Below are 24,535 nucleotides of genomic sequence, written 5' to 3'. Positions count from 1 at the left end.
GCTCACCCAGTCCAAACTGCCGCCATAATCAGGTATACTGGCCTGCGCAATTACCCATCAAATTAATTTATAAAGGCTTTTTCGTGTTTTACCATATTCGCAGTATGAATCCGTCTGATTTGGACGCCATTCTTGATATTCAGGCCTCAGTCTATCCATCCGATATTCTGGAAAGTCCCGAGTTTTTTGAAAATCGTCTAGAACTGTCCGCAGAAACCTGCTGGGTTGCCGCCATGCCAAACCGCTTATTGGGCTATCTAGTTTCTTATCCGTGGATCCGGACTTTTCCACCATCCCTTGATGGCATGCTCAATAGCTTGCCTGTGGAAGCCGACAGTTGGTTTGTGCATGACTGCGCTATTTCTCCGGAGGCTCAGGGGTTGGGAGTGGGTAAGACACTGTTTACCTCCGCGAAGGGAAATGCTCTAGAGCAAGGCTTTCAACACACCAGCCTAGTATCTCTGGCTCAAGCAAATAGCTACTGGCGCAGTCAGGGCTATCTACCCGTTGATCAAACTCCGCAACTCAGCGAAAAGCTTGTCGCTTATGGCGAAAATGCCTGCTACATGCATCAAGAAGTTAATAACCTCATCAATGATACCTTACGCTAAAATCCCTGAACGCCAGCAGCTTTAAGCCTCTCAATCAAAGCCAACAACGGCGGATAGTGAACAAATTCTACCGCCCGCTTAGCACCTTTATCTCCCAATCCGCCATGCTGCTGCCAGTCGACTTCTGTCCAGCTCAATAAGTTATCCCAACCGACTTTTCTCATCATTTCTGGAGAGATAAACGTCATCCCCAGCCCTGCCAGCCACTGGGCTGCATCTCGCTGACGGGCAAAAGCAATCTGCTGTAACATTCGTTGAGAACTTATCTTACCAAAACCTGATAGTGTCAGAAGATCGGCTTCTGACAACCAGAGCCACGATGCTAAATCCGTGACCTTTCCGGCAATCAATAATCGTTGCCACGTTTTCTGGCTTATCCCTTTCAGATTTAGCCCTTTTTTGCCGCCAAGCCAAACTAGTCGGGCTAAAAACTGCGGCTCACATTCCCCTTCAGCATTCCAACAGCTTAAAGGATGATGCTGCGCTTTATCCGGAATCTCGGGCATCGTTCTCTCGGCTACGCGCCACACAACCTCTGTCAGTTTCGGGATCCCCTGACCTGCTAATGTCACTGCGACTCGATCGCCGGGAACGATATTCCAGGCTTTCCAGCGGGCTATCGATCCCAAAGAGATTCGGCGTACCGTTTTGTCATCAATTCTGACCGGCTTTAGCTGCACCACCGCTGAAATTCGGCCAGTGCGCCCAGTGTTGAAATGGATGGCCTGAACCTCGGCAATCACCTTTTCTGTCGGGTATTTCCATGCAGCGGCCCAAAGAGGCGGTTGAGCACGCCAGTTGGCACCGGATGGACGTGTCCCCTGCCGAATCACCACGCCATCCCGGGCAAACGGCAAAGGATTATCAAACCAGTATTGATACCAACTTTGCACCTCATCAACATTCGCCACCGGATGGGTATCGTCTGGACCATACTCAAACCCCATTCTTTTTAGCTGTTGCAGACGGAATGTCATATCCTCCGGCCCCTCTGGCCAGTCCCAAGCCCAAAAAACAATATTCGCCACCGCCTGTGCCGACAACGCGTTTGCCATCATCGCTCCAGCCACTTTGGCTCTGGCATTCAAGCCACCATCGCGATGTTGAATATGATTTTCCAGATACCAGAACAACTCGCCTTGCACCACGACTCGAGATAGATCCGTGCTAATCCGGCGGGGAATGCCGTTGATATTCAGGGCGTGGGCGGTCCAGTCTTCCCCTTTAATACCATCCCCCCGACTAATGGCAGACACCAAATGACCATTTTGATACACCAGCGTAACCGCGACGCCATCAATTTTTGGCTGTATCCATAGGTTGGAGCGAGATTGCATCCAGCCCATAACCGCCTGCTTGTCATCCAATTTTATCAGCCCGGTTTGTACGATGGGATGGAGCAGAGGCAAGTTTTTACGCTCTTCACCAAATACACTTTTCTCTGCAACGAACTCAGGAAAACAGTTGGCCCACTGACGTCGTTGATACAATAGCTGGTCATAAATATCATCATCAACCAATGAGACCCCCTGAAAATAGTACGACTCATCCCATCGCTGTAATTCAGCATCTAATGCTTTAATTTCACGTACTGCCTGAGCCTTATTCCATTTTGGGCATTCTGCTAAATTTTGCCCCCAGGCTACACCGCCACTCAGATAGAGCAACAGCCAACCCACTACCAGTTTGATAAGAAAAAGCATCTCGTTCTCCCTTTATGCAAGAGGCCTTATTTCAATGGGAAACGGAAGTCAAAAACAGCGCAAAACGCGCACTCTGGAAGCAGACGCGAGAAAAGGATTTATTTTTGCTGCAACGGATAATTATTTTGTGAGAAGGCTCGAAATACATTGAATCAGCCCAACAATAAATAAAATTGATCCGTTATGGTGTGACAAGGATGTAAGCCAGACGGCAGGGGTGTATACTAACAAGGATTTTGCACTCTTCTTTTCTGATAATTCAACAACAGCAAACAGACATCATAATGGCTAAAGGTACGCTTTATATTATTTCGGCACCCAGCGGTGCAGGAAAATCCAGCCTTATTCAGGCACTGTTAAAAACACAACCGACTTACGATATGCAAGTGTCTATCTCTCATACCACCAGAGATAAACGCCCTAGTGAAGCGGAAGGTGAGCACTACTATTACGTCTCTGTTGATGAGTTTCAACGTTTAATCGCAGAAGAGGCTTTTTTAGAGTACGCCGAAGTTTTTGGTAACTATTACGGTACATCCCGACCAATGATTGAACGCGTTCTCTCTCAGGGAATTGACGTTTTTCTCGATATTGACTGGCAAGGAGCACGCCAGATTCGGGAAAAAATGCCGCAAAGCCGCAGCATTTTTATCTTACCACCATCGAAAGATGAATTAGTTCGTCGCCTTCAGGGGCGTGGACAAGATAGTGATGAAATTATTGCTAACCGCATGAATAAAGCAGTACAAGAAATTTCTCACTATGATGAATATGATTATCTGATCGTTAATGATGACTTTGATTTGGCATTACACGACTTAAAAGCAATCATTCGTACTGAACGTTTGCGTTTAGACCGCCAAAAAATGCGAAATGAAGCATTAATCAGCAAATTATTGGCAGACTGAAGCAGGTTTCAGTATTATGCCCAGTCCTTTCTTTATCTGTGGAGCTACACACTTATGGCACGCGTAACCGTACAAGACGCTGTTGAAAAAATTGGTAACCGCTTTGACCTAGTTTTGGTCGCGGCTCGTCGGGCTCGTCAACTTCAGACTCAGGGTAAAGACTCTCTGGTTCCAGAAGAAAACGACAAATATACCGTTATCGCACTGCGTGAAATCGAAGAAGGTCTGATCAATGCTCAGATTCTGGATTCTCACGCTCGTCAAGAACAGCAAGAGCAAGATGCCGCAGAAATGCACGCTGTCACCGCGATTGCTGAAGGCCGTCGTTAATCAGGGCTACCTATTTTGTACCTGTTTGAAAGCCTTAACATACTGGCTAAACAATACTTGCCGGATGAGCAAATTGAGTGCCTCAAACAGGCATACGTTGTTGCTCGCGATGCCCATGAAGGGCAATCACGTTCCAGTGGTGAACCTTACATCACTCATCCTGTTGCTGTGGCCTGTATTCTGGTTGGCATGCGGCTGGATTACGAAACGCTGATAGCTGCGCTGCTACACGATGTTATCGAAGACACGTCCGTGACTTATCAGGACGTGGAGCAACGCTTTGGAAAAAGCGTTGCTGAACTGGTGGATGGCGTATCCAAACTGGATAAGCTGAAGTTTCGCGACAAGAAAGAAGCCCAGGCAGAAAACTTTCGCAAAATGATCATGGCGATGGTACAAGACATCCGCGTCATTTTGATCAAACTGGCCGACCGTACCCATAATATGCGTACCCTTGGTTCTCTGCGTCCAGACAAGCGCCGGCGCATTGCCCGTGAAACGCTCGAGATCTATAGCCCTCTGGCCCATCGTCTCGGGATTCATCACTTAAAAATCGAGCTGGAAGAGCTTGGTTTTGAAGCACTCTACCCTAACCGTTATCGTGTACTCAAAGAGGTGGTGAAAGCCGCTCGCGGTAACCGTAAGGAGATGATTCAAAAGATTCTGTCGGAAATCGATGGTCGTCTGAAAGAGGCAGGTATTCCCTGTCGCGTTAGCGGTCGGGAAAAACACCTCTATTCCATCTATCGGAAAATGCACCATAAAGAGCAGCGTTTTCACTCGATTATGGATATCTACGCGTTTCGTATTATCGTCAATGAAGTCGATACCTGCTATAGAGCACTGGGTCAGGCTCACAGCCTGTATAAACCACGCGCAGGCAGAGTAAAAGACTATATCGCTATTCCAAAAGCCAACGGTTACCAATCACTACACACCTCCCTGATTGGGCCACACGGTGTGCCGGTTGAAGTGCAAATTCGCACTGAAGACATGGACCAAATGGCAGAAATGGGGGTGGCGGCTCACTGGGCATATAAAGAGCAAGGTGAGTCTGGCACTGCTGCACAAATCCGCGCTCAGCGCTGGATGCAAAGCCTGCTAGAGCTACAACAAAGCGCCGGTAGCTCATTTGAATTTATCGAAAGCGTGAAGTCCGATTTGTTCCCGGATGAAATCTACGTGTTTACGCCAAAAGGCCGCATTGTAGAACTTCAGGCGGGAGCGACGCCCGTCGACTTCGCTTATGCGGTACATACCGATATCGGCCATGCCTGCGTTGGCGCTCGCGTCGATCGCCAACCTTATCCTCTGTCGCAAGAGCTGCATAACGGTCAAACCGTCGAAATTATTACTGCACCGGGCGCGCGCCCAAATGCAGCCTGGCTAAATTTTGTCGTCAGCTCTAAGGCACGCACCAAAATCCGTCAAATGCTAAAAAACCTGAAGCGCGATGACTCTATCGGGCTGGGGCGCAGATTGCTGAACCATGCGCTGGGTCAGGGGCGGAAAGTGACCGATATCGATCCGAAGAACCTGAGCCGAGAACTAAAGCGCCTGAAACTGGCAACCCTTGACGATCTACTGGCCGAAGTGGGCTTAGGCAACGTGATGAGCGTCATGATCGCCAAAAATCTGCTGAATGATGGTTCAAACAGCGATGATGAACCGGCAGTTAATGGCCGCAAGCTAGCCATTCGCGGCGCGGACGGTATCCTGCTGACCTTTGCCAAATGTTGTCGCCCAATTCCGGGTGATCCGATAATCGCCCACGTCAGTCCGGGTAAAGGCTTGGTCATTCACCATGAATCTTGCCGTAACATTCGCGGTTACCAGAAAGAACCAGAAAAATTCATGGCGGTGGAGTGGGCAGAAGATAATGAGCAAGAGTTTATTGCTGAGATCAAAGTCGAGATGTTTAATCATCAAGGCGTACTGGCCAATCTGACCGCTGAAATTAACTCGGCAAAATCCAATATTCAAAGCCTGAATACGGAAGAAAAGGATGGTCGAGTTTATATCGCTTACATTCGTTTAACCACTCACAACCGCGTTCATCTGGCAAATATAATGCGTAAAATTCGCATCATGCCGGATGTGATTAAAGTCACCCGCAACCGAAATTAATTGCTATGTCGCCCGAACGTTACGCCCGGATCCGCCATATGCTTGCTACCAGGCAGATTGATTTAACCGTCTGTCTTGAGCAAGTACACAAACCTCATAATGTCTCCGCCATTATCCGCACTGCGGATGCCGTTGGTGTGCATGAAGTCCACGCCGTCTGGCCCCATGAGCGAATGAAAACTCAGGTTGCCAGCGCCGCTGGCAGCAACAGTTGGGTACAAGTCAAAACCCATCGCGATATTCATTCCGCCGTCAGCCATCTGAAGCAACAAGGGATGCAGATTCTGGCCACTAATCTGTCAGAAAAGGCGGTGGACTTCCGCGAAATCGACTATACCCTGCCAACCTGTATTCTGTTGGGTCAGGAAAAAACCGGCATTACCGCCGAAGCGCTGGCACTCGCCGATAGCGATATTATTATTCCGATGATCGGTATGGTTCAGTCGCTGAACGTTTCTGTCGCCTCCGCGCTGATTTTGTATGAAGCGCAACGTCAACGCCAAGCGGCCGGTATGTATCAACGAGAAGGCAGTCCGCTAAGCTATCATGAACAGCAGCGTTTCCTGTTTGAAGGTGGTTACCCGGTGTTGGCTAACGTTGCCAAACGTAAAAACCTGCCTCGCCCGCATATTGATGACAATGGTGAAATCGTTGCCGATGAAGCCTGGTGGACCGCTATGCAAGCGTTGAAACCTAAAGCCCAAGAGGCCTGATATGAAAGGCCGCCTGTTGGATGCTGTACCGCTGAATACCCTTTCGGGGGTTGGTGCCAGTCAGGCTGCAAAACTGGCCAAAATTGGTCTGTTTACCATTCAAGATCTGCTGTTCCATCTTCCTCTTCGCTATGAAGATCGCACCAAACTCTATCCTATCGGTGACTTACTTCCCGGTTTACACGTTACCGTAGAAGGGGAAGTGATCCGTAGCGATATCGCCTTTGGTCGCCGCCGGATGCTAACCTGCCAAATTACCGATGGCACGGGCGTGCTAACCCTGCGATTCTTTAACTTTAATGCGGCGATGAAAAATAGCCTGTCTGCCGGCAAACGGGTAAAAGCCTATGGCGAGGTGAAACGCGGTAGCCATAACGCTGAGATAATCCACCCGGAGTATAGCATTCAAGGCGATTTCGGCGCGATTCAACTGGAAGAGACGCTAACACCAGTCTACTCCACCACCGAAGGTGTACGTCAGGCAACGTTGCGTAAGCTGACGGATCAGGCACTGAAGCTGCTGGAAACCTGCGCTATCAGCGAACTGCTTCCTTCGGAACTGAGTGGTAATCTGATGAGCCTGCCGGATGCGTTAAGCGTACTGCATCGTCCACCACCAGACACTCAGCTTACCGATCTGGAGCAAGGGCGCCACCCTGCCCAGCGCCGTCTGATTATGGAAGAACTACTGGCGCATAATTTGAGTATGTTGGCCGCACGAGCTGGAGCCCAAAGCTATAGCGCTTGGCCACTAACCAACAATGGCAGCTTAAAATCAAAAATGCTGGCTTCCCTGCCGTTTAAACCTACCGGTGCTCAAAGCCGAGTAGTCACTGATATTGAACAGGATATGGCAAAACCGGTGCCAATGATGCGTCTGGTACAAGGCGATGTCGGTTCAGGTAAAACGCTGGTTGCCGCACTGGCTGCGCTGATTGCCATTGAAAACGGCAAGCAGGTTGCCCTGATGGCACCAACCGAATTGCTGGCAGAGCAACATGCCAATAATTTCCGCCAGTGGTTTGAACCGCTGGGTATTAACGTGGGCTGGTTGGCCGGTAAGCAAAAGGGTAGGGCTCGTCAACAGCAGATGACTGCCATCGCTGCCGGTGACGTATCCATGGTTGTCGGTACGCACGCAATTTTCCAAGAACAGGTGAAATTCTCCAGTCTGGCACTGGTGATTATTGATGAGCAACACCGCTTTGGCGTACATCAACGGCTGGCTCTGTGGGAGAAAGGTGAGGAACAAGGGTTTCACCCTCATCAGCTTGTCATGACCGCTACCCCTATTCCCCGCACGCTGGCAATGACGGCCTATGCCGATATGGATACTTCAGTCATTGATGAACTACCACCGGGTCGTACACCAGTCACCACCGTCGCCATTCCTGACTCCCGACGAGAAGATATTATCAGCCGAGTGAGGGATGCCTGTAAGCAGGAAGGCCGTCAGGCTTACTGGGTTTGTACACTAATTGAAGAATCCGAAGTGCTGGAGGCTCAGGCCGCAGAAGCGACAACGGAAGAGCTAAAAATAGCACTGCCGGAGCTGAATATTGGTCTAGTTCATGGCCGTATGAAAGCGCAAGAAAAGCAGGATATGATGGACGCCTTCAAACGCGGTGAAGTTCAACTGCTGGTTGCCACCACGGTTATTGAAGTTGGAGTTGATGTACCAAACGCCAGCCTGATGATCGTTGAAAACCCTGAACGTTTAGGTTTAGCCCAGCTTCACCAACTGCGAGGTCGCGTTGGCCGTGGTGCCGTCGCCTCTCATTGCGTACTGTTGTATAAAGCCCCGCTCAGTAAAACTGCTCAGAAGCGTCTTCAGGTGTTGCGCGACAGCAATGATGGGTTCGTTATTGCCCAAAAAGACTTAGAGATCCGCGGTCCTGGCGAGCTATTAGGCACCCGCCAGACCGGTATCACCGAGTTTAAAGTGGCTGACCTGATGCGAGATCAAAGCATGATCCCAGAAGTACAGCGCACCGCACGCTATATCCATCAGAAACACCCACAGCACGCTCAGGCACTGATTGAGCGCTGGCTACCAGAAAGTTCAAGATACACTCACGCCTGATTATCCATCAGACAAACCATCGCTAACCAAACGTCAGCAAATCTGCACCGCACAGTCAGGTATACGCACGATTAAATAATTTCAGGCAAACGATAGCGCAAACGGTTGCTATAATTTTCAAAATCATTAAAATGCGCACTTTGCAGCTTCAGAGGTTCTTCACTTTTATCATGACCAGCCTACATCCCGCACACGACGCTGTCAGTAATATCGAAAATATCAGTACGCCAGCACCGGCTGCCAATAGTGAACTGATTTATCATCTTGAAGATTGCCCACCATTGCCGCAAACGCTGTTTGCCGCACTTCAGCACTTGCTGGCGATGTTCGTTGCCGTTATTACACCGGCGATGTTGATTTGTCAGGCCCTTGGCTTACCCGCAAAAGATACTCAGCACATTATTAGCATGTCACTGTTTGCTTCGGGTTTGGCGTCTTTATTGCAAATTCGCACTTGGGGACCGGTGGGATCAGGTCTATTGTCCATTCAGGGCACCAGCTTTAACTTCGTTGCCCCATTAATTATGGGCGGAACTGCATTGAAAAATGGCGGTGCCGATGTACCGACCATGATGGCGACGCTGTTTGGTACTCTGATGCTTGCCTCTTGCACCGAGATTTTCCTGTCGCGGATTCTTCATTTGGCTCAACGTGTCATTACACCACTGGTTTCCGGTATTGTGGTGATGATTATTGGTCTGTCGCTGATTCAGGTAGGCCTGATCTCTATCGGTGGTGGCTACAGTGCTATGTCAGAAACCAATAATACTTTCGGCTCCCCCAGCAACTTGCTGTTAGCTGGCGTGGTATTAGCCACAATTATTTTACTTAACCGCCAGCGGAACCCCTATCTGCGTGTTTCTTCGCTAGTGATTGCGATGGCGATTGGCTATCTGTTGGCTTGGTCTATGGGTATGTTGCCAGAACGCGTCAGTGTAGAAAATGACACGATTATGGTGCCAACCCCACTTTACTATGGTCTTGGCATTGACTGGACGCTGCTCATTCCTCTGATGCTAGTGTTTATGATCACTTCGCTGGAAACCATTGGCGATATTACCGCAACCTCTGACGTTTCAGAGCAACCGGTGGCAGGACCTGTATATATGAAGCGCCTAAAGGGCGGTGTGCTGGCTAATGGTCTGAACTCTATGCTGTCCGCGGTGTTTAATACCTTTCCTAATTCCTGTTTTGGTCAGAATAACGGCGTTATTCAGTTGACTGGCGTTGCCAGCCGCTATGTGGGTTATGTGGTTTCCCTGATGCTGGTGCTGTTAGGCCTGTTCCCCATTGTCAGTAGCTTTGTACTGAGTATTCCAGAGCCGGTTTTAGGCGGAGCCACCATTGTGATGTTTGGCACCATTGCTGCTTCAGGGGTACGTATTGTTTCCCGCGAAACGCTGAACCGCCGAGCGGTTATGATTATGGCGCTTTCTCTGGCTGTTGGTCTTGGTGTTTCTCAGCAGCCGCAGATCCTACAATTTGCACCTGAGTGGCTGAAAACGCTGCTCTCTTCCGGTATCGCTGCGGGTGGTATCACTGCGATTGTGCTGAATCTGGTGTTTCCTAACGAGAAATAACCGACAGTCTGTGTTGTGCTAAGCTCACCTCTGCGGTGAGCTTTTTGCTTATTTAGCCGCATGATTCATAATATGTCTTAACCCATATTTCTCACTATTTTCATTGAGATTGTAGAGTAAATACGGCATAAAGAGACCTCGCTTAACTTTGTCATATGGATCCAGACCATGAGATTTATTCGGAAATCACTGTATACACTACTGGCCCTGATTCTGGTGCTGGCAATTGCTGTCTATTTTATTGCCCAGACCTCTTACGCAGCCAGATGGGTGAGCCAGTGGGTGACCGACAATACGCCTTACCAACTCTCGCTGGATCATCTGGATTACAGTATTACCTCCCCCTATCAACTGGTGCTAAATGACGTTGAATTCAGCCAGCAAAAGCAGTCGCCACTGCTAAAAGCAAAAAAAGTCACGCTGGAACTGACCTCTTCATTTTGGCAAACGCCAATGTATTTTTCCGCGCTGGAATTAGAGGATGGCACCCTTAATTTATCGGCCAAAAATACCATCGAACTGGCTCCAGGCAGTGACCGCTTCCAGCTACGAAATATGACGTTAAATGTAGAAGGCCCGGATCTCACCCTACAAGGGGAGAAGGTAAACGGCGGCATTATTCCCTGGACATTGACCAATAGCTTTCTGCCAGAGAAGGATAATCGCTTTGAATTCAGTGCCAATAAGCTGGTGGTCAACGGTATTGATACCCATAAAGCGCTGATTCAGGGCGAAGTTAAAGACCGTCAGATTATCTTTAACAATGTGGGCGCAGACCTAGCCAATGGACAGCTCACCGGCAATGGTCAACGTACCGCAGACGGCAAATGGCAAATAGAGAATTTGCGCCTTAGCGAAGTGAAATATCAAAGCCATCTAGCGCTGGATCAATTGCTGGACCAGCTTGGTCAACGCATCAGTAACACCGATATTACGTTGAACCGTTTGGATCTGATTAATACTAATATTCAGGGGCCGGAATGGGCATTCAGTGATTTCACACTGTCGATGAAAGACGTGGCGTTTATTAAAGGTCGCTGGCAGGCTACATCCGGCAGCGTTCTAATGAACGCTTATGATATGGTTTATAACGACAATCATCTGGTTAGCCCAGTACTTAGCTTAGATTTGGAGAATAACAGCGTCATCATCAAACAGTTCAGTAGCCGCTGGCAGGATGGCTTAGTGCGGGCTACCGGTAACTGGCAGCGGGACACCCAAACCCTTACGCTGGATGAAGTGGCATTCACGGCATTGCTTTATACCTTACCTAAAGAGTGGCTGTCTCAGTTAAAGCAGCTTCAACCTGAATGGTTGCAAGAGTTGCACGTCACCAAGCTGGCAGCAAACCGCAATATTCTGATTGATATTACCCCTGACTTCCCATTCCAGTTCACCTCTATCGACAGTAATGGTAGCGATCTGTATCTGGTGAAGAACCGTCAGGTTGGACTATGGGGAGGCACATTAAGTTTTAACGCCTCCGATGCGACATTGAATAAAATTGACCTGCGCCACCCATCCTTCAACCTTAATGCGACGCCAGAAACCATTACTATCAGTGACGTAAGCGCTTTCACTAAGGAAGGGTTAATCGAGGCGAGTGCCACGCTAAACCAGAAACCGAAAAGATCGCTTAACCTGACGCTTAATGGTCGTTCCGTACCGGTTGATATTCTGCAAAGCTGGGGATGGCAAACCATTCCACTACAGGGCAACGGCACTATTGCGCTACAGCTAAATGGCAATTTGATTGATAACCAGAGCGGAAAACCCGAGCTAAAAGGCAGCCTGAAAATAACCAGTGATACTGGACAGCAGCTCACCCAGTATCCAGCGGGACAGAAGGATGTTCCTGAGGAACCAGCTATAACACCAGCACCGGTTACTGAGCCGCCGGTAGCGCCAGAACAGAACGCGCCGGAAGCGTCGCCGTTCGGGTAATTTTTTGCCCTTTTTACAAAAGCGCTGGAATTCAGTTGTTGATTGAATTTCAGTGCGCGTATTTGAAGGGCAAAAAACTAAAATTACTCCTGGCCTTCCGGTAAAACCATATACGTCCCTTCAAACACGCACCCCACATCCTGCTCACCGGCAACGGTAACCTCTAACTGAACCCGTGCTTTACGGCCCCGGGCCAAGCGATCTAAATCGCCTTTCATTGAGTCCAGACTGGCTACCGCAGTTGGTCGCCCGGTTACCGGTTTTTGATAGCGAATATGGGCATCTACCAACACGATAGAACCACCCAACTGGCGCTCTTGCAGCAACAGCCAAATTAATCCCCAGCCGGTTAACGTGGCTAAAGAGAACTGACTACCGGCAAAAATTGTATGGTGAGGATTGGTGTTCACCCCTTCCGGCATGGTCGTAATAAATCGCTGACCGGTATATTGGCTGATACGTACCCCCATCTTTTCGCTCAGGGGGATATTTTGATACCAAGCATTTTGCAGTTGAGCGCACCAGTCAGGACGATGAAGGATGTCATCCAGCGTTACGATAGGTTTTCTCATCAGGAAATGGCGCACGGGAGTGGTTTGCGGTGTGGTTATCTCACCTTGGTTGGTAAAACCCAGCTTATCAAAGAAGGCCACGGTTTCTTCCCGGGCGCTACAGACGATCCGTTTTACCCCTTCCTGACGCGCGATAGACTCCAGTGTCATCGCAATCAGGGTACCCAGCCCTTTACCGCGTACATTGGCCGACACGGCGAGAAAGCGAATAGAGCCTTCATTATCGGCATTAATATATAACCGCCCAACGGCAACCACGTTGCCCTGAGTATCTACCACCATCTGATGGTGTGCCATCATATCGTAGCCGTCTTTTTCAGAGCCGGCCGGTTGATTCAAGGGTTTACGTAGCATCTCCCAGCGAAACTGATAGTAGTCGTTTAGTTCCTGTTCCGTTAGCGGTACTCGCAGGTGGTACATAAAAGCTCTCTTAGTTTTATCTGTTTTATCGTGAAACGCTTTATTTCATCAACAACTGTTGGTGCTAAACCTGAAGGCTGAAGGTGACCGGGCCATCATTCACTAACGATACCTGCATGTCTGCGGCGAAAATACCGGTTTCGGTGGTGATGGTTCGACGGCAGCAGTCGGAAAAGTAATGATATAACCGCTCAGCATCCTGTGGCGTCGCGCCTCGGGAGAAGCTGGGCCGCATTCCCTTTTGGGTATCTGCCACCAATGTAAACTGAGAAACAACCAGTACGCTACCACCAGCCTGCTGTACGTTAAGGTTCATTTTGCCCTGATCGTCACTAAAAATACGATAGCCCAATACGCGTTCGCACAGACGCTCTGCTTTTTCATTGGTATCGTCTTTTTCTACGCCCAGCAATATCAGCAGTCCTCGATTTATTGCACCCACCCTCTCACCACCGACGACCACGTCAGCACGCGCTACCCGTTGAATTAATGCAATCATTGCTCTGTTGTTCCTGAATCATTGTTAGTGTTGTTATTAGCTTCATACTCTTCACGCAGCTTGCGGTATACCCCTAACGTGACTGTCACTTCTGCGCCAAAAAGTACAATACACCAACTAAGATATACCCAGACAAATAAAATCGGAATCACGGCCAACACGCCATAAATCAACTGGTAAGCGGGGAACATCGTGACGTACATACCAAACCCTTTCTTTCCCAGCTCAAACAGTAACGCTGCCACCAATGCACCAATGGCAGCATCCCTAGTGGGAACCCTTTCAGTCGGCACAATGCAGTACAGTATCCAGAATGAAACAAAAGAGAGGATCAGCGGAAAAATACGCAATATCCGATCGATAATGCTGCCCATATCACCGTCATGAAACCAGCTCAGGGAGAGGAAATAGGAGCTGATAGCCATACTGGCGCCCGCCATGAGAGGCCCGAGGGTAAGCACCATCCAGTATACGGCGAAAGAGTAGATCATTGGCCGTTGGCGTTCGCTGTGCCAAATCGTATTGAGTGCCGTATCCACCGAACCAATCAATAACAGCGAGGTGACAATGAGTCCACAAATACCAATCGCCGTCATTTTATTGGAATTAGCCACAAATCGTTCAAGATAGGCTTGGATTATCTCACTGGCGGCGGGAACAAAGTTATTAAATATAAAAGCTTTTAGCTGGACACTCACTTCAGCAAACATCGGAAACAGGGCAAATAAAGAAAACACCACGGTAATCAGTGGCACCAGAGACAACAGGGAAACATAAGCCAAATTACCCGCCATCGTTTGCAGACGATCTTCGTTTGCCCTAGCCCAAAGGAGCTGCGCATAAGCAACTATCGGTTTAATTCTCTTGGGTCCCCGGACATGGGATAGATGTGACATAAGATACTCGCTTTCTCTCGAATCGCCTTTTCCTTTAAGATAGTCGGATAATAACGATACAGACCAGCTTACTTCACCCATAAGGCAAAGAAACCGGCCCGTTTAGCATGCAAAAATTAACTTAATTTGCACCAAAATAATCTGGGATAACTTTATTATCAACCACATGCACCGCATTAATTCCCAGCGCTTCAGCAGCAATAATATTGTCGTAATTATCATCAAAGAAAATAGCACGCTGAGCAGTAACGCCTTCCTGCTGTAAAACATGATGATAAATACCGACCTCAGGTTTACGCATTCCCAGTTCTTGAGATAAATAGATGCGATCGGCAGACTCAATAACCTGCGGATACTGCTGCGGCCAGTAGCTGCAATGCAATACATTAGTATTCGATAAGATGACGACCCGGTTACCCTCTTTACGCAAACGGCGCATGATCTCCAGTACGTCATCACGCTGACCAATAAAGATGGCCTGCCAACCCGCCGTAAACTGTTCGAAGCTCAGCGTTACGCCCATCTCTTCGCACAGTTGTGATGCAAACTCTTCATCACTGATTTCACCACGCTCGTGCAACTCAAACGGTTTTCCCATCGTGAAACGCTCACTTAATGTGGCTAAAGGCACCCCGCTTAAGTTACTCCAAACGCCCAATACGCGTTTAAAATCTATATCGACAATCACATTCCCTAAATCAAAGATATACAACATGATGTGCACCTGCATGATTTGATGGTTTGTCACAACACTACGCTACCACAGTTATCCTCACCTGAGCATCATAAAATCAGTAAGCTTCTCTTTTATGTTAGTTGGTTAATTATCAGTGGGTAAACCATCTAGCTTAATTATTTAGCGATAAAAATTAATGCTGACAGGCCGGTTAGGATATAATTCACACCTACTCTGCGTAGTGGCTCAAGATTGGTTAATTTGAGTGCAACAAGGGCATCACGTAGACAAATTAAGGATGATTAGGGTATAACTCTTGTCGTTTTATACCCACGGTTTCATATAATTCAGGAGTGAAAAGGTTATGGGTTTGTTAGATCAATTAGGCGGTATGCTGGGCGGTAACAGTAACAACAATAGCGGTTCTGTTGATTACATGGCAATTTTTCAGTGGGTTGAGCAGCAAGGTGGCATCACCGGCCTGTTAGACAAATTCCGTCAGGGCGGCCTGTCTGAAGTCGTTCAGTCATGGATTGGCACTGGCGCTAACCTGCCTATCTCTGGAGAGCAAGTTCAGAATATTATCAGCAAAGTCGCTTTGCAGCAGTTATCCTCTAAATTAGGTATGGGCAGCCAGGAAACTTCCGGCATTATTGCTCAATTCTTACCTGATATCGTTGATAAGCTGTCTCCAAAAGGCGAAGTGCCGGCTAACCCAGACTTAATGTCTCTGGGTATGAGCCTGCTAAAAGGCAAACTATTCGGTTAATTGCACTGAACTGAATAACGTTGCGGCATAGGTTGATACTTGCCGCAACGAAATTCTCTCGTTACATCGCTACCTCAAAAATTGCCATAATCTCACTATGCGTTGCCTGAACGGGATTAGTCAGACCGCATGCATCATTGAGAGCATTCGTGGCTAATATCGGAAAATCTTTCTCTTCTACCTTCAGCACGCTCAACCCAGATGGAATTCCCACCGCTTTTGATAATGCGCGAATACTGGCAATACAGGCATCAGCACCCTCACGGTCTGTCATCCCTTTCACGTCAACGCCCATAGCATGCGCGATATCTTTTAAACGACCCGCACACACGCTGGCATTAAAAGCCGTTACGTGAGGTAACAGCACCGCGTTACAGACGCCATGAGGCAAATCGTAAAATCCCCCCAACTGATGCGCCATAGCATGAACATAGCCCAGAGAGGCGTTATTAAATGCCATGCCGGCTAAAAATTGAGCGTAAGCCATGGTTTCTCTGGCTTCAAGATTGTCCCCCTGCTCAACGGCAGTGAGCAAAGAGTGGGAAATCATGGTAATGGCTTTCAATGCACAAGCATCGGTAATTGGGTTTGCTGCGGTTGATACATAGGCTTCAATGGCATGGGTTAACGCATCCATTCCCGTTGCAGCCGTCAGGCTTTTTGGCATTCCGGCCATCAGTTGTGAATCATTAACTGACAGAATTGGTGTGACGTGTTTATCCACAATCGCCATCTTAATATGGCGCTCAACATCAGTAATGATACAAAAGCGAGTCATTTCAGAAGCGGTACCCGCCGTGGTATTAATGGCAATTAATGGCAACTGTGGCTTAGCTGAACGATCGACGCCTTCATAATCTCTGATATCCCCCCCATTCGTCGCCACCAGTGCAATACCTTTAGCACAATCGTGGGGCGAACCGCCTCCCAGAGAAATAACACAGTCACAACCATTTTGGTGCAGAATCGCCAGCCCTTCAGCCACATTGATAGTGGTGGGATTAGGATTTGTTCCTTGATATACCACGCTCTGAATACCGACTTCATTTAGTAGCGATCGGACTTGATCTACTAGGCCAATCTTATTCAGCACAGCATCTGTCACAACCAGTGCTCGCTGATAGCCATAGCTTTGCATTGCCTTAACCGCATCGTTCAGACAACCTGAACCAATCATATTGACCGATGGAATAAAAAAAGTAGAAACCGACATAGAAAACTCCCTGATAGGTAGTAGATAAGAAATAAATGATAAAGATTGAAATAACCAATTAGAGTTATCATATCAGGGTAACTGACTGTCACTAATATAAAAATCAGGGAGAATTATTACAGAAAAGCTATTAATCCTTTGCACGCTTAGCCAGATGTGACGCTCGGTGCCCAAACATCAGACGTAAGAGATGTTTGCAGAAAAATAAAAAAGAAAAGGGCAATAAACATTGCCCTTTCAGATTCAGTACGCTGGGCAATTTTCATTGCCACTTTTGGTAACTAATTAGGCTTCTTTCGGGCCACGGTTAGCACGTTTACGGTCATTCTCAGTCAAATGACGTTTACGAATACGTACAGAGACCGGCGTTACTTCAACCAATTCGTCATCATCGATGAATTCCAGCGCTTGCTCCAAAGACATCTTGATAGCAGGCACCAGTGTTGTCGCTTCGTCAGTACCGGACGCTCGCATGTTAGTCAGTTTCTTACCGGTTAAGCAGTTCACTGTCAGGTCGTTAGAACGTGAGTGAATACCAATAATCTGGCCTTCATACACTTCTGCGCCGTGACCTAGGAATAACTTACCGCGATCTTGCAGGCTGAACAGTGCGAATGCGACCGCTTTGCCCTGACCGTTAGAGATCAATACGCCGTTCTGACGCTGGCCGATTTCACCCGGACGCACATCATCATAATGGCTGAAGGTTGAGTACAGTAAACCGGTACCAGAAGTCATGGTCATGAATTCAGTACGGAAACCGATCAGACCACGAGCTGGGATCAGGTAATCCAGACGAATACGACCTTTGCCGTCCGGGATCATGTCCTTCACATCGCCTTTACGCTCACCCATGGCTTGCATGACTGAACCCTGATGCTGTTCTTCAATATCCAGCGTCACGTTTTCAAACGGCTCTTGTTTACGACCATCAATTACCTTGTTGATAACTTTAGGACGAGAAACGGCAATTTCGAAACCTTCACGACGCATGTTTTCGATCAGAACAGACAGGTGAAGTTCACCACGGCCTGATACACGGAAAGCATCGGCATCTTCAGTTTCTTCAACGCGCAGCGCTACGTTGTGCACCAACTCTTTGTTCAGGCGGTCGAGGATTTGACGTGAAGTCACGTATTTACCTTCTTTACCACAGAACGGAGAGGTGTTTACACAGAAGTACATGGTTACCGTTGGTTCATCAACAGAGAGTGCGGGTAAAGCTTCAACGCTTTGTATATCACAAACGGTATCAGAGATATTCAGTTCACCCAGACCGGTAATGGCAACAATATCGCCCGCTTCAGCAACTTGCGCTTCGATACGTTCCAAGCCCATATGGCCCAATACTTTGCCGATTTTACCGTTACGCGTTTTACCTTCACTGTCGATAACAGTCACTTGCTGGTTAGGTTTAACCTTACCGCGCTTGATACGGCCGATGCCAATAACGCCAACATAGTTGTTGTAGTCTAATTGGGAGATTTGCATCTGGAACGAACCGTCACTATCGACATCTGGTGGAGCAACATGCTTAACGATAGCTTCAAACAGGGGATCCATGTTGTCAGTCATTTCGTTATGGTCGTTACCCGCGATACCCAATAATGCAGAAGCATAAATAATTGGGAAATCGAGTTGTTCGTCGGTAGCATCAAGGTTAACGAACAGGTCAAACACCTGATCAACAACCCAGTCAGGACGCGCACCAGGACGGTCAACTTTGTTAATTACCACGATAGGTTTCAGACCGTTAGCAAACGCTTTTTTGGTCACGAAACGTGTTTGCGGCATTGGGCCGTCCATTGCATCGACAACCAGCAACACCGAGTCAACCATTGACATTACGCGCTCTACTTCGCCACCGAAGTCGGCGTGTCCCGGAGTGTCAACGATATTAATGCGATAACCGTTCCAGGTAATGGCGGTGTTTTTAGCCAGAATAGTAATCCCGCGTTCTTTTTCGAGGTCACCGGAGTCCATAACGCGCTCAGTCGCTTCGTTACGTTGTTCCCCTAAAGTTCCTGACATTTGTAGTAGCTTATCAACCAGGGTCGTTTTACCGTGGTCTACATGCGCGATAATAGCGATGTTACGTAGATTCTCAATCACAGATTTGCCTCAGGCATTAGAAATAGCGCGTTATTGTACACACTTTAGACGAACTACTAAACAAGATCACAAAGATCTGTCAAAAACAACCAACGGCTGGACAGTTTGTGATCTCATTCACGGTAGAAAATGTCTATTTAAAAAGCGATTTGCACCAAATTAAGTCATTGACCCTAAGTTACGCACTAATTTAGTGCGTAATTTGGTGCAAAAAAATGTTTTTCGTTCATACTCTGAAGTCATAGCCGCTACAGACTGCTATTTAATGGACCGGAATAAAAACTGGCACGATTATAGCATAACTTTAGCTCATGGCACCGATGCCAAATTATGACTCGATAATAACCGCCAGCGGGAGAACACCAATGTCTACAGAACATGTTTTGACGATGCTTAATGAGCACGAAGTGAAGTTTGTCGATTTGCGTTTTACCGATACTAAAGGTAAAGAGCAACATATTACTATCCCGGCTCATCAGGTTGATGCAGACTTTTTCGAAGATGGAAAAATGTTCGATGGTTCATCCATTGGCGGCTGGAAAGGCATCAACGAATCTGACATGGTGTTAATGCCCGACCCAAGCACCGCGCTTATCGACCCATTCTTTGACGATACAACGCTGATTATCCGCTGTGACGTTCTTGAGCCTGGTACTATGCAAGGCTACGAGCGTGACCCGCGTTCCATCTCTAAACGTGCTGAAGATTACCTGCGTTCTTCCGGTATTGCCGACACCGTACTGTTCGGGCCAGAACCAGAATTCTTCCTGTTCGACGACATTCGTTTCGGCAACTCTATCGCGGGTGCTTATTACCATATCGATGATATCGAAGCAGCATGGAACACCGGCACCAAGTACGAAGGTGGCAACAAAGGCCATCGCCCTATGGTTAAAGGCGGTTACTTCCCGGTTCCACCGGTTGATTCATCACAAGATCTGCGTTCTGCCATGTGTCTGACCATGGAAGAAATGGGTCTGGTGGTTGAAGCTCACCACCACGAAGTGGCTACCGCGGGTCAAAACGAAGTGGCTACTCGCTTCAATACCATGACCAAAAAAGCGGACGAAACCCAAATCTACAAATACGTGGTACACAACGTTGCCCACGCATTTGGTAAAACGGCCACCTTTATGCCTAAGCCATTAGTGGGCGACAACGGTTCTGGTATGCATTGCCATATGTCACTGGCTAAAAACGGTACTAACCTGTTTGCTGGCGACAAGTACGGCGGCCTGTCTGAGATGGCGCTGTACTATATCGGTGGTGTTATCAAACATGCTAAAGCGATTAACGCACTGTCAAACCCAACCACCAACTCTTATAAGCGTCTGGTTCCAGGGTTCGAAGCGCCGGTTATGCTGGCTTACTCAGCGCGTAACCGTTCTGCATCAATCCGTATTCCTGTGGTTGCCAGCCCGAAAGCGCGCCGCATTGAAGTGCGTTTCCCAGACCCTGCGGCTAACCCGTATCTGGCGTTTGCTGCGCTGCTGATGGCCGGCCTTGACGGCATCGTCAACAAAATCCATCCGGGCGAAGCGATGGATAAGAACCTGTATGACTTACCGGCAGAAGAAGCGAAAAACATCCCTACCGTTGCAGGCTCTCTGGAAGAAGCGCTGAATGCTCTGGATGCTGACCGTGAATTCTTAACCCGTGGTGGCGTGTTCACTAACGATGCTATCGACGCTTATATCGAACTGAAGCAAGAAGAGATGAACCGCGTACGTATGGCTCCGCACCCGCTGGAATTCGAACTGTACTACAGCGTGTAATCTCTTTGCGTAATGCCGAGATATCATATCGGTGTTATCTACGTTAGGGTTTAAGCCCATCACTTGATGGGCTTTTTTCACCTGACCACATTGCGGGGCTGTTTTGACAGGTTTAATGCACCTTATCAAACAACGCCCCAATTTAGTGCAAAGGAGCCACTAATGGAAAACCCAGCGCTGCCGGATACCGAGCAAATTCTTAACTCACAGATAACTTGTGTGTTAATTCTGGATTTTTCATTAGCCATTCAGTACGCCAATCCTGCCGCTCAGCAATTGCTGGTGCAAAGTTCCCGTAAGCTATTTGGTACCCCACTGCCCAATCTGGTTGATTATCTTTCTCTGGATATTGATCTGATGTGGTCTAGCCTGCGCGAAGGCCAAGGATTTACCGACAACGAAGTGACGATGGTGGTAGATAGTCATCTCCATATCCTCACCCTCAGCGCTCAGTTACTGGCGGATGAGCACATTCTGATGGAGCTATCGGCGCTGGATAATCATCGGCGTTTGAGTCAGGAGCAGTTGCAACATTCACAACAGACCGCGGCAAGAGAACTGGTACGTGGATTAGCGCATGAGATCAAAAACCCGTTAGGCGGGCTGCGCGGAGCCGCTCAACTGCTGGCTAAAGCGTTACCCGACCCTGCGTTGGTGGAATATACCAAAGTTATTATTGAACAAGCTGACCGGCTGCGTAATCTGGTAGACAGGTTGCTCGGACCACAGCATCCGGGGCAGCGAGTAGTTCAAAATATTCATCAAGCATCTGAACGAGTTTACCAGTTGCTGGTACTGGAAAAGCCAGATAATGTCGCCATCGTTCGCGATTATGACCCAAGTATGCCGGAATTAATTCACGATCCGGAACAAGTTGAACAAGTGCTGTTAAATATCGCCAGAAACGCCATGCAGTCGCTGGGGCAATCGGGGGGGTCTATTACATTAAGAACCCGCACCGCCTCCCAAACGACACTTCACGGCATACGTTATCGCTTATGCGCCCGAATTGATATTGAAGATAACGGCCCCGGAATTCCCCCACAGCTACAGGATACCCTCTTTTATCCTATGGTTAGCGGACGAGAAGGAGGCACCGGGCTTGGCCTATCCATTGCCCGTAGTCTGATTGACCAGCATCGGGGAAAAATTGAGTTTAACAGTTGGCCAGGCCACACCGAATTTTCGGTGTTCCTGCCCATTCGTCAGTGAGGTTACTATGAGTCAAGGCACAGCCTGGATTGTTGATGACGACAGCGCTATTCGCTGGGTATTGGAGCGGGCACTGACCGGCGCCAATATGCAGTGCACCAGCTTTGATTCTGCTGACGAGGTTTTAATCGCGCTGGAAAAACGTGCGCCAGACGTATTGATATCCGATATCCGCATGCCGGGTATTGATGGCTTGGCGCTGCTGCAAACCATCAAACAGAAGTACCCTCTGTTACCGGTTATCATTATGACCGCTCATTCGGATTTAGACGCGGCTGTCAGCGCCTATCAGTTTGGTGCCTTCGACTATTTACCTAAGCCTTTTGATATTGATGAAGCCGTTGCTCTAACCGAGCGAGCAATCAGTCACTATCGGGAGACTCGCCAACCGGAACGGACAATCCAAAACAGCCGGCCAACCACCGATATTATCGGCGAAGCCCCTGCTATGCAGGATGTGTATCGCATTATCGGCCGCCTTTCTTTGTCATCCATTAGTGTATTGATCAACGGCGAGTCAGGTACCGGTAAAGAGCTGGTGGCCCATGCTTTGCACCGCCATAGTCCGCGCGCCAACGGTAAATTTATTGCCCTGAATATGGCGGCGATTCCCAAGGATCTGATTGAATCAGAGCTGTTCGGCCATGAGAAAGGCGCGTTTACCGGTGCAGGTCAGGTACGTCAGGGGCGCTTTGAACAAGCCGATGGCGGCACACTATTTTTAGATGAAATTGGCGATATGCCACTGGAAGTTCAGACCCGTCTGTTACGAGTTCTGGCGGACGGCCAGTTTTATCGCGTAGGTGGCTATGAACCTATCAAAGTCGATGTGCGTATTATTGCTGCGACCCACCAGAATCTGGAACTGCTGGTAAAGGATCACAAGTTCCGTGAAGATCTGTTTCACCGTCTGAATGTTATCCGTATTCATCTGCCACCGCTGCGTGAACGCAGGGAGGATATTCCCCGTTTAGCACGCCACTTCCTGCTGATCACTGCTCAGGAACTGGGGGTTGAAGCCAAAATCCTACATCCGGATACTGAACTGGCACTGAGCCAAATGACCTGGTCAGGTAACGTTCGCCAATTGGAAAATACCTGTCGTTGGCTCACCGTCATGGCGGCTGGCAAAGAGGTATTGCCGCAGGACTTGCCGGAAGAGTTGTTTGTTTATGATGAACAAACACCGGAATCCCACGCCGCAGCCGCCACATTCGACGGTCATTGGACACTGTCGCTGGAAAAATGGGCCGAACAAGCGCTGTCTTCTGGCAAAGAAGACCTGTTGTCTGAAGCCCTGCCGGATATGGAACGTGTGCTATTATCGGTGGCTTTACGTCATACCCACGGGCACAAGCAAGAAGCGGCACAATTACTTGGCTGGGGCAGAAACACCCTGACCCGCAAATTGAAAGAGCTGGATATTGAATAACCGGTTCTGACCGGCATGGATGCCGGATTAAAAAGTTCTAATGTCCTTCAGCCCGCATTTTCCCATCAAACGTTAATATTCTTGGCGCAAATCATCAAACCTAAACGTTAGATACTTCTGGTGAAAATTTGTACTTTACAGATTTCATCACCTGCGTATTATGACGTCAATAATCATTCCCCAAGTCAGTACGGAGCATGCTCATGCTGGAATACTTAGCGCATTTATTTAACTTCAGCACCGAAGTCGGTGCAGTGACAGGCCAGTCACCTCAAACTGCTTTTGCAGCGCTCTTGTGTGTGATTATGTTTGTTCTATTCTCCTGATTTTCTCCTTTTATACTGGAGGGTAATCAGGACTAACAGCAGATAAAAATAATGGAAAAGGTCAACGGAACATGCCTGTGCGGCAGCGTAAAATTTGAAGTTTCTCTGGAAGATTATCAGGTATCCGCCTGCCAGTGTTCGATGTGTCGTCGCTGGGCTGGGGGGATTTTTCTCTCTCTTGATGTTAAAAACTCTCTTGTTATTCGTGATCCATCGGGTTTAAAACACTATAAATCCTCAGAGTGGGGGCAACGCGGTTTTTGTGAACACTGCGGAACCTCTCTGTTCTGGCAAACCGCAAACGGCGAACAAACCTACGTCACTTACTCTTCTCTGGAACTGAGTGAGTCGGAACTGGATAAGCTAAAACTGACCGCCGAGATCTTTGTTGATAATCAACCGAAGTTTTATTGTTTTGGGAATAAGACGGAGCGGTTAACGGGGGAGGACGTGATGCGGTTGTTGCGGGAAAGTGGGGAGATATAACAGGTCAGCTTCTGAGGATATTCCGGCCGTAAAAACGATGCTGCTTATCTCATTTTTGTGCTCGGCCGGGAGGGCATCTGCACTTAGCATCAGAGTGCGTCGGGCCTAGATTCCCTAGGGGCGCTTCGTTGGCTTACGCCAAGTCGAC

Annotated in this window: 21 protein-coding genes; 14 read left to right on the top strand and 7 right to left on the bottom strand. The window is 48.3% G+C overall.

The features are described 5' to 3' along the window. The first annotated feature begins 83 nt into the window (after positions 1-83). Positions 84-611 carry a GNAT family N-acetyltransferase gene (locus HYN51_RS00430; protein ID WP_230513997.1) on the top strand — a complete coding sequence of 176 codons (528 nt, stop codon included), beginning with the start codon at positions 84-86 and terminating at the stop codon, positions 609-611. On the opposite strand, the gene ligB is transcribed toward HYN51_RS00430, so the two are convergent. Then, on the bottom strand, positions 608-2,314 hold the full coding sequence (gene ligB, locus HYN51_RS00425; protein ID WP_108901045.1) for an NAD-dependent DNA ligase LigB: 1,707 nt from the start codon (positions 2,312-2,314) through the stop codon (positions 608-610). The genes HYN51_RS00430 and ligB overlap by 4 nt on opposite strands. Positions 2,315-2,598: 284 nt before the next feature. On the opposite strand from ligB, the gene gmk reads away from it, so the two are divergent. The 7 genes from gmk (at position 2,599) to HYN51_RS00390 (ending at position 11,999) form a co-directional block, all read left to right on the top strand. Beyond that, the gene (gene gmk / locus HYN51_RS00420) at positions 2,599-3,222 is read left to right on the top strand and encodes a guanylate kinase (RefSeq protein WP_108901044.1); all 624 of its coding nucleotides are present in this window, start codon (positions 2,599-2,601) and stop codon (positions 3,220-3,222) included. A 54-nt stretch (positions 3,223-3,276) separates the two neighbouring features. Beyond that, positions 3,277-3,552 (top strand): DNA-directed RNA polymerase subunit omega, encoded by a 276-nt coding sequence (gene rpoZ, locus HYN51_RS00415; RefSeq protein ID WP_108901043.1) that lies wholly within the window; start codon positions 3,277-3,279, stop codon positions 3,550-3,552. A 15-nt stretch (positions 3,553-3,567) separates the two neighbouring features. Next, positions 3,568-5,679, top strand: a complete 2,112-nt coding sequence (spoT, locus tag HYN51_RS00410; protein WP_108901042.1) for a bifunctional GTP diphosphokinase/guanosine-3',5'-bis pyrophosphate 3'-pyrophosphohydrolase — start codon at positions 3,568-3,570, stop codon at positions 5,677-5,679. Positions 5,680-5,684: 5 nt separating this feature from the next. Next, on the top strand, positions 5,685-6,392 hold the full coding sequence (trmH, locus tag HYN51_RS00405) for a tRNA (guanosine(18)-2'-O)-methyltransferase TrmH (protein ID WP_108901041.1): 708 nt from the start codon (positions 5,685-5,687) through the stop codon (positions 6,390-6,392). 1 nt (position 6,393) lies between these two features. Next, on the top strand, positions 6,394-8,475 hold the full coding sequence (gene recG, locus HYN51_RS00400) for an ATP-dependent DNA helicase RecG (protein WP_108901040.1): 2,082 nt from the start codon (positions 6,394-6,396) through the stop codon (positions 8,473-8,475). 170 nt (positions 8,476-8,645) lie between these two features. Further along, on the top strand, positions 8,646-10,055 hold the full coding sequence (locus HYN51_RS00395) for a uracil-xanthine permease family protein (protein ID WP_108901039.1): 1,410 nt from the start codon (positions 8,646-8,648) through the stop codon (positions 10,053-10,055). Between the two features lie 168 nt (positions 10,056-10,223). Next, positions 10,224-11,999, top strand: a complete 1,776-nt coding sequence (locus HYN51_RS00390; protein ID WP_108901038.1) for an AsmA family protein — start codon at positions 10,224-10,226, stop codon at positions 11,997-11,999. Between the two features lie 83 nt (positions 12,000-12,082). On the opposite strand, the gene fabY is transcribed toward HYN51_RS00390, so the two are convergent. From fabY to yihX, 4 genes are all read right to left on the bottom strand, one after another. After that, entirely contained in the window at positions 12,083-12,991 is a 909-nt protein-coding gene (fabY, locus tag HYN51_RS00385) for a fatty acid biosynthesis protein FabY (protein WP_108901037.1), read from the bottom strand. A 64-nt stretch (positions 12,992-13,055) separates the two neighbouring features. Beyond that, entirely contained in the window at positions 13,056-13,490 is a 435-nt protein-coding gene (dtd, locus tag HYN51_RS00380) for a D-aminoacyl-tRNA deacylase (RefSeq protein WP_108901036.1), read from the bottom strand. Next, positions 13,487-14,386 (bottom strand): virulence factor BrkB family protein, encoded by a 900-nt coding sequence (locus HYN51_RS00375; RefSeq protein WP_108901035.1) that lies wholly within the window; start codon positions 14,384-14,386, stop codon positions 13,487-13,489. The genes dtd and HYN51_RS00375 overlap by 4 nt, the downstream gene beginning before the upstream one ends. A 121-nt stretch (positions 14,387-14,507) precedes the next feature. Further along, positions 14,508-15,101, bottom strand: coding sequence for a glucose-1-phosphatase (gene yihX / locus HYN51_RS00370; RefSeq protein WP_108901034.1), 594 nt, complete (start codon positions 15,099-15,101; stop codon positions 14,508-14,510). 325 nt (positions 15,102-15,426) lie between these two features. On the opposite strand from yihX, the gene HYN51_RS00365 reads away from it, so the two are divergent. Next, entirely contained in the window at positions 15,427-15,831 is a 405-nt protein-coding gene (locus tag HYN51_RS00365; protein WP_108901033.1) for a YidB family protein, read from the top strand. 61 nt (positions 15,832-15,892) lie between these two features. Here the strand turns inward: HYN51_RS00365 and yiaY are convergent, their stop codons facing one another. Both yiaY and typA read right to left on the bottom strand, forming a co-directional pair. Next, positions 15,893-17,044 (bottom strand): L-threonine dehydrogenase, encoded by a 1,152-nt coding sequence (yiaY, locus tag HYN51_RS00360; RefSeq protein WP_108901032.1) that lies wholly within the window; start codon positions 17,042-17,044, stop codon positions 15,893-15,895. 285 nt (positions 17,045-17,329) lie between these two features. Next, positions 17,330-19,156, bottom strand: a complete 1,827-nt coding sequence (typA, locus tag HYN51_RS00355; protein ID WP_108901031.1) for a ribosome-dependent GTPase TypA — start codon at positions 19,154-19,156, stop codon at positions 17,330-17,332. Between the two features lie 365 nt (positions 19,157-19,521). Between typA and glnA the strand changes: the two genes are divergently transcribed. From glnA to HYN51_RS00335, 5 genes are all read left to right on the top strand, one after another. Further along, positions 19,522-20,931 (top strand): glutamate--ammonia ligase, encoded by a 1,410-nt coding sequence (glnA, locus tag HYN51_RS00350; RefSeq protein ID WP_108901030.1) that lies wholly within the window; start codon positions 19,522-19,524, stop codon positions 20,929-20,931. A 162-nt stretch (positions 20,932-21,093) separates the two neighbouring features. Further along, positions 21,094-22,143 carry a nitrogen regulation protein NR(II) gene (gene glnL, locus HYN51_RS00345; protein WP_108901029.1) on the top strand — a complete coding sequence of 350 codons (1,050 nt, stop codon included), beginning with the start codon at positions 21,094-21,096 and terminating at the stop codon, positions 22,141-22,143. A gap of 7 nt (positions 22,144-22,150) precedes the next feature. Beyond that, positions 22,151-23,575 (top strand): nitrogen regulation protein NR(I), encoded by a 1,425-nt coding sequence (gene glnG, locus HYN51_RS00340; protein ID WP_108901028.1) that lies wholly within the window; start codon positions 22,151-22,153, stop codon positions 23,573-23,575. Between the two features lie 197 nt (positions 23,576-23,772). After that, positions 23,773-23,901 (top strand): YshB family small membrane protein, encoded by a 129-nt coding sequence (locus HYN51_RS16215; protein WP_329958623.1) that lies wholly within the window; start codon positions 23,773-23,775, stop codon positions 23,899-23,901. A gap of 51 nt (positions 23,902-23,952) precedes the next feature. Then, on the top strand, positions 23,953-24,387 hold the full coding sequence (locus tag HYN51_RS00335; RefSeq protein ID WP_108901027.1) for a GFA family protein: 435 nt from the start codon (positions 23,953-23,955) through the stop codon (positions 24,385-24,387). Positions 24,388-24,535 lie beyond the last annotated feature (148 nt).

It is taken from the genome of Limnobaculum parvum (genome assembly GCF_003096015.2).
Taxonomy (GTDB): Bacteria; Pseudomonadota; Gammaproteobacteria; order Enterobacterales; family Enterobacteriaceae; genus Limnobaculum; species Limnobaculum parvum.
This window is presented reverse-complemented; position numbering and strand designations above follow the sequence as displayed.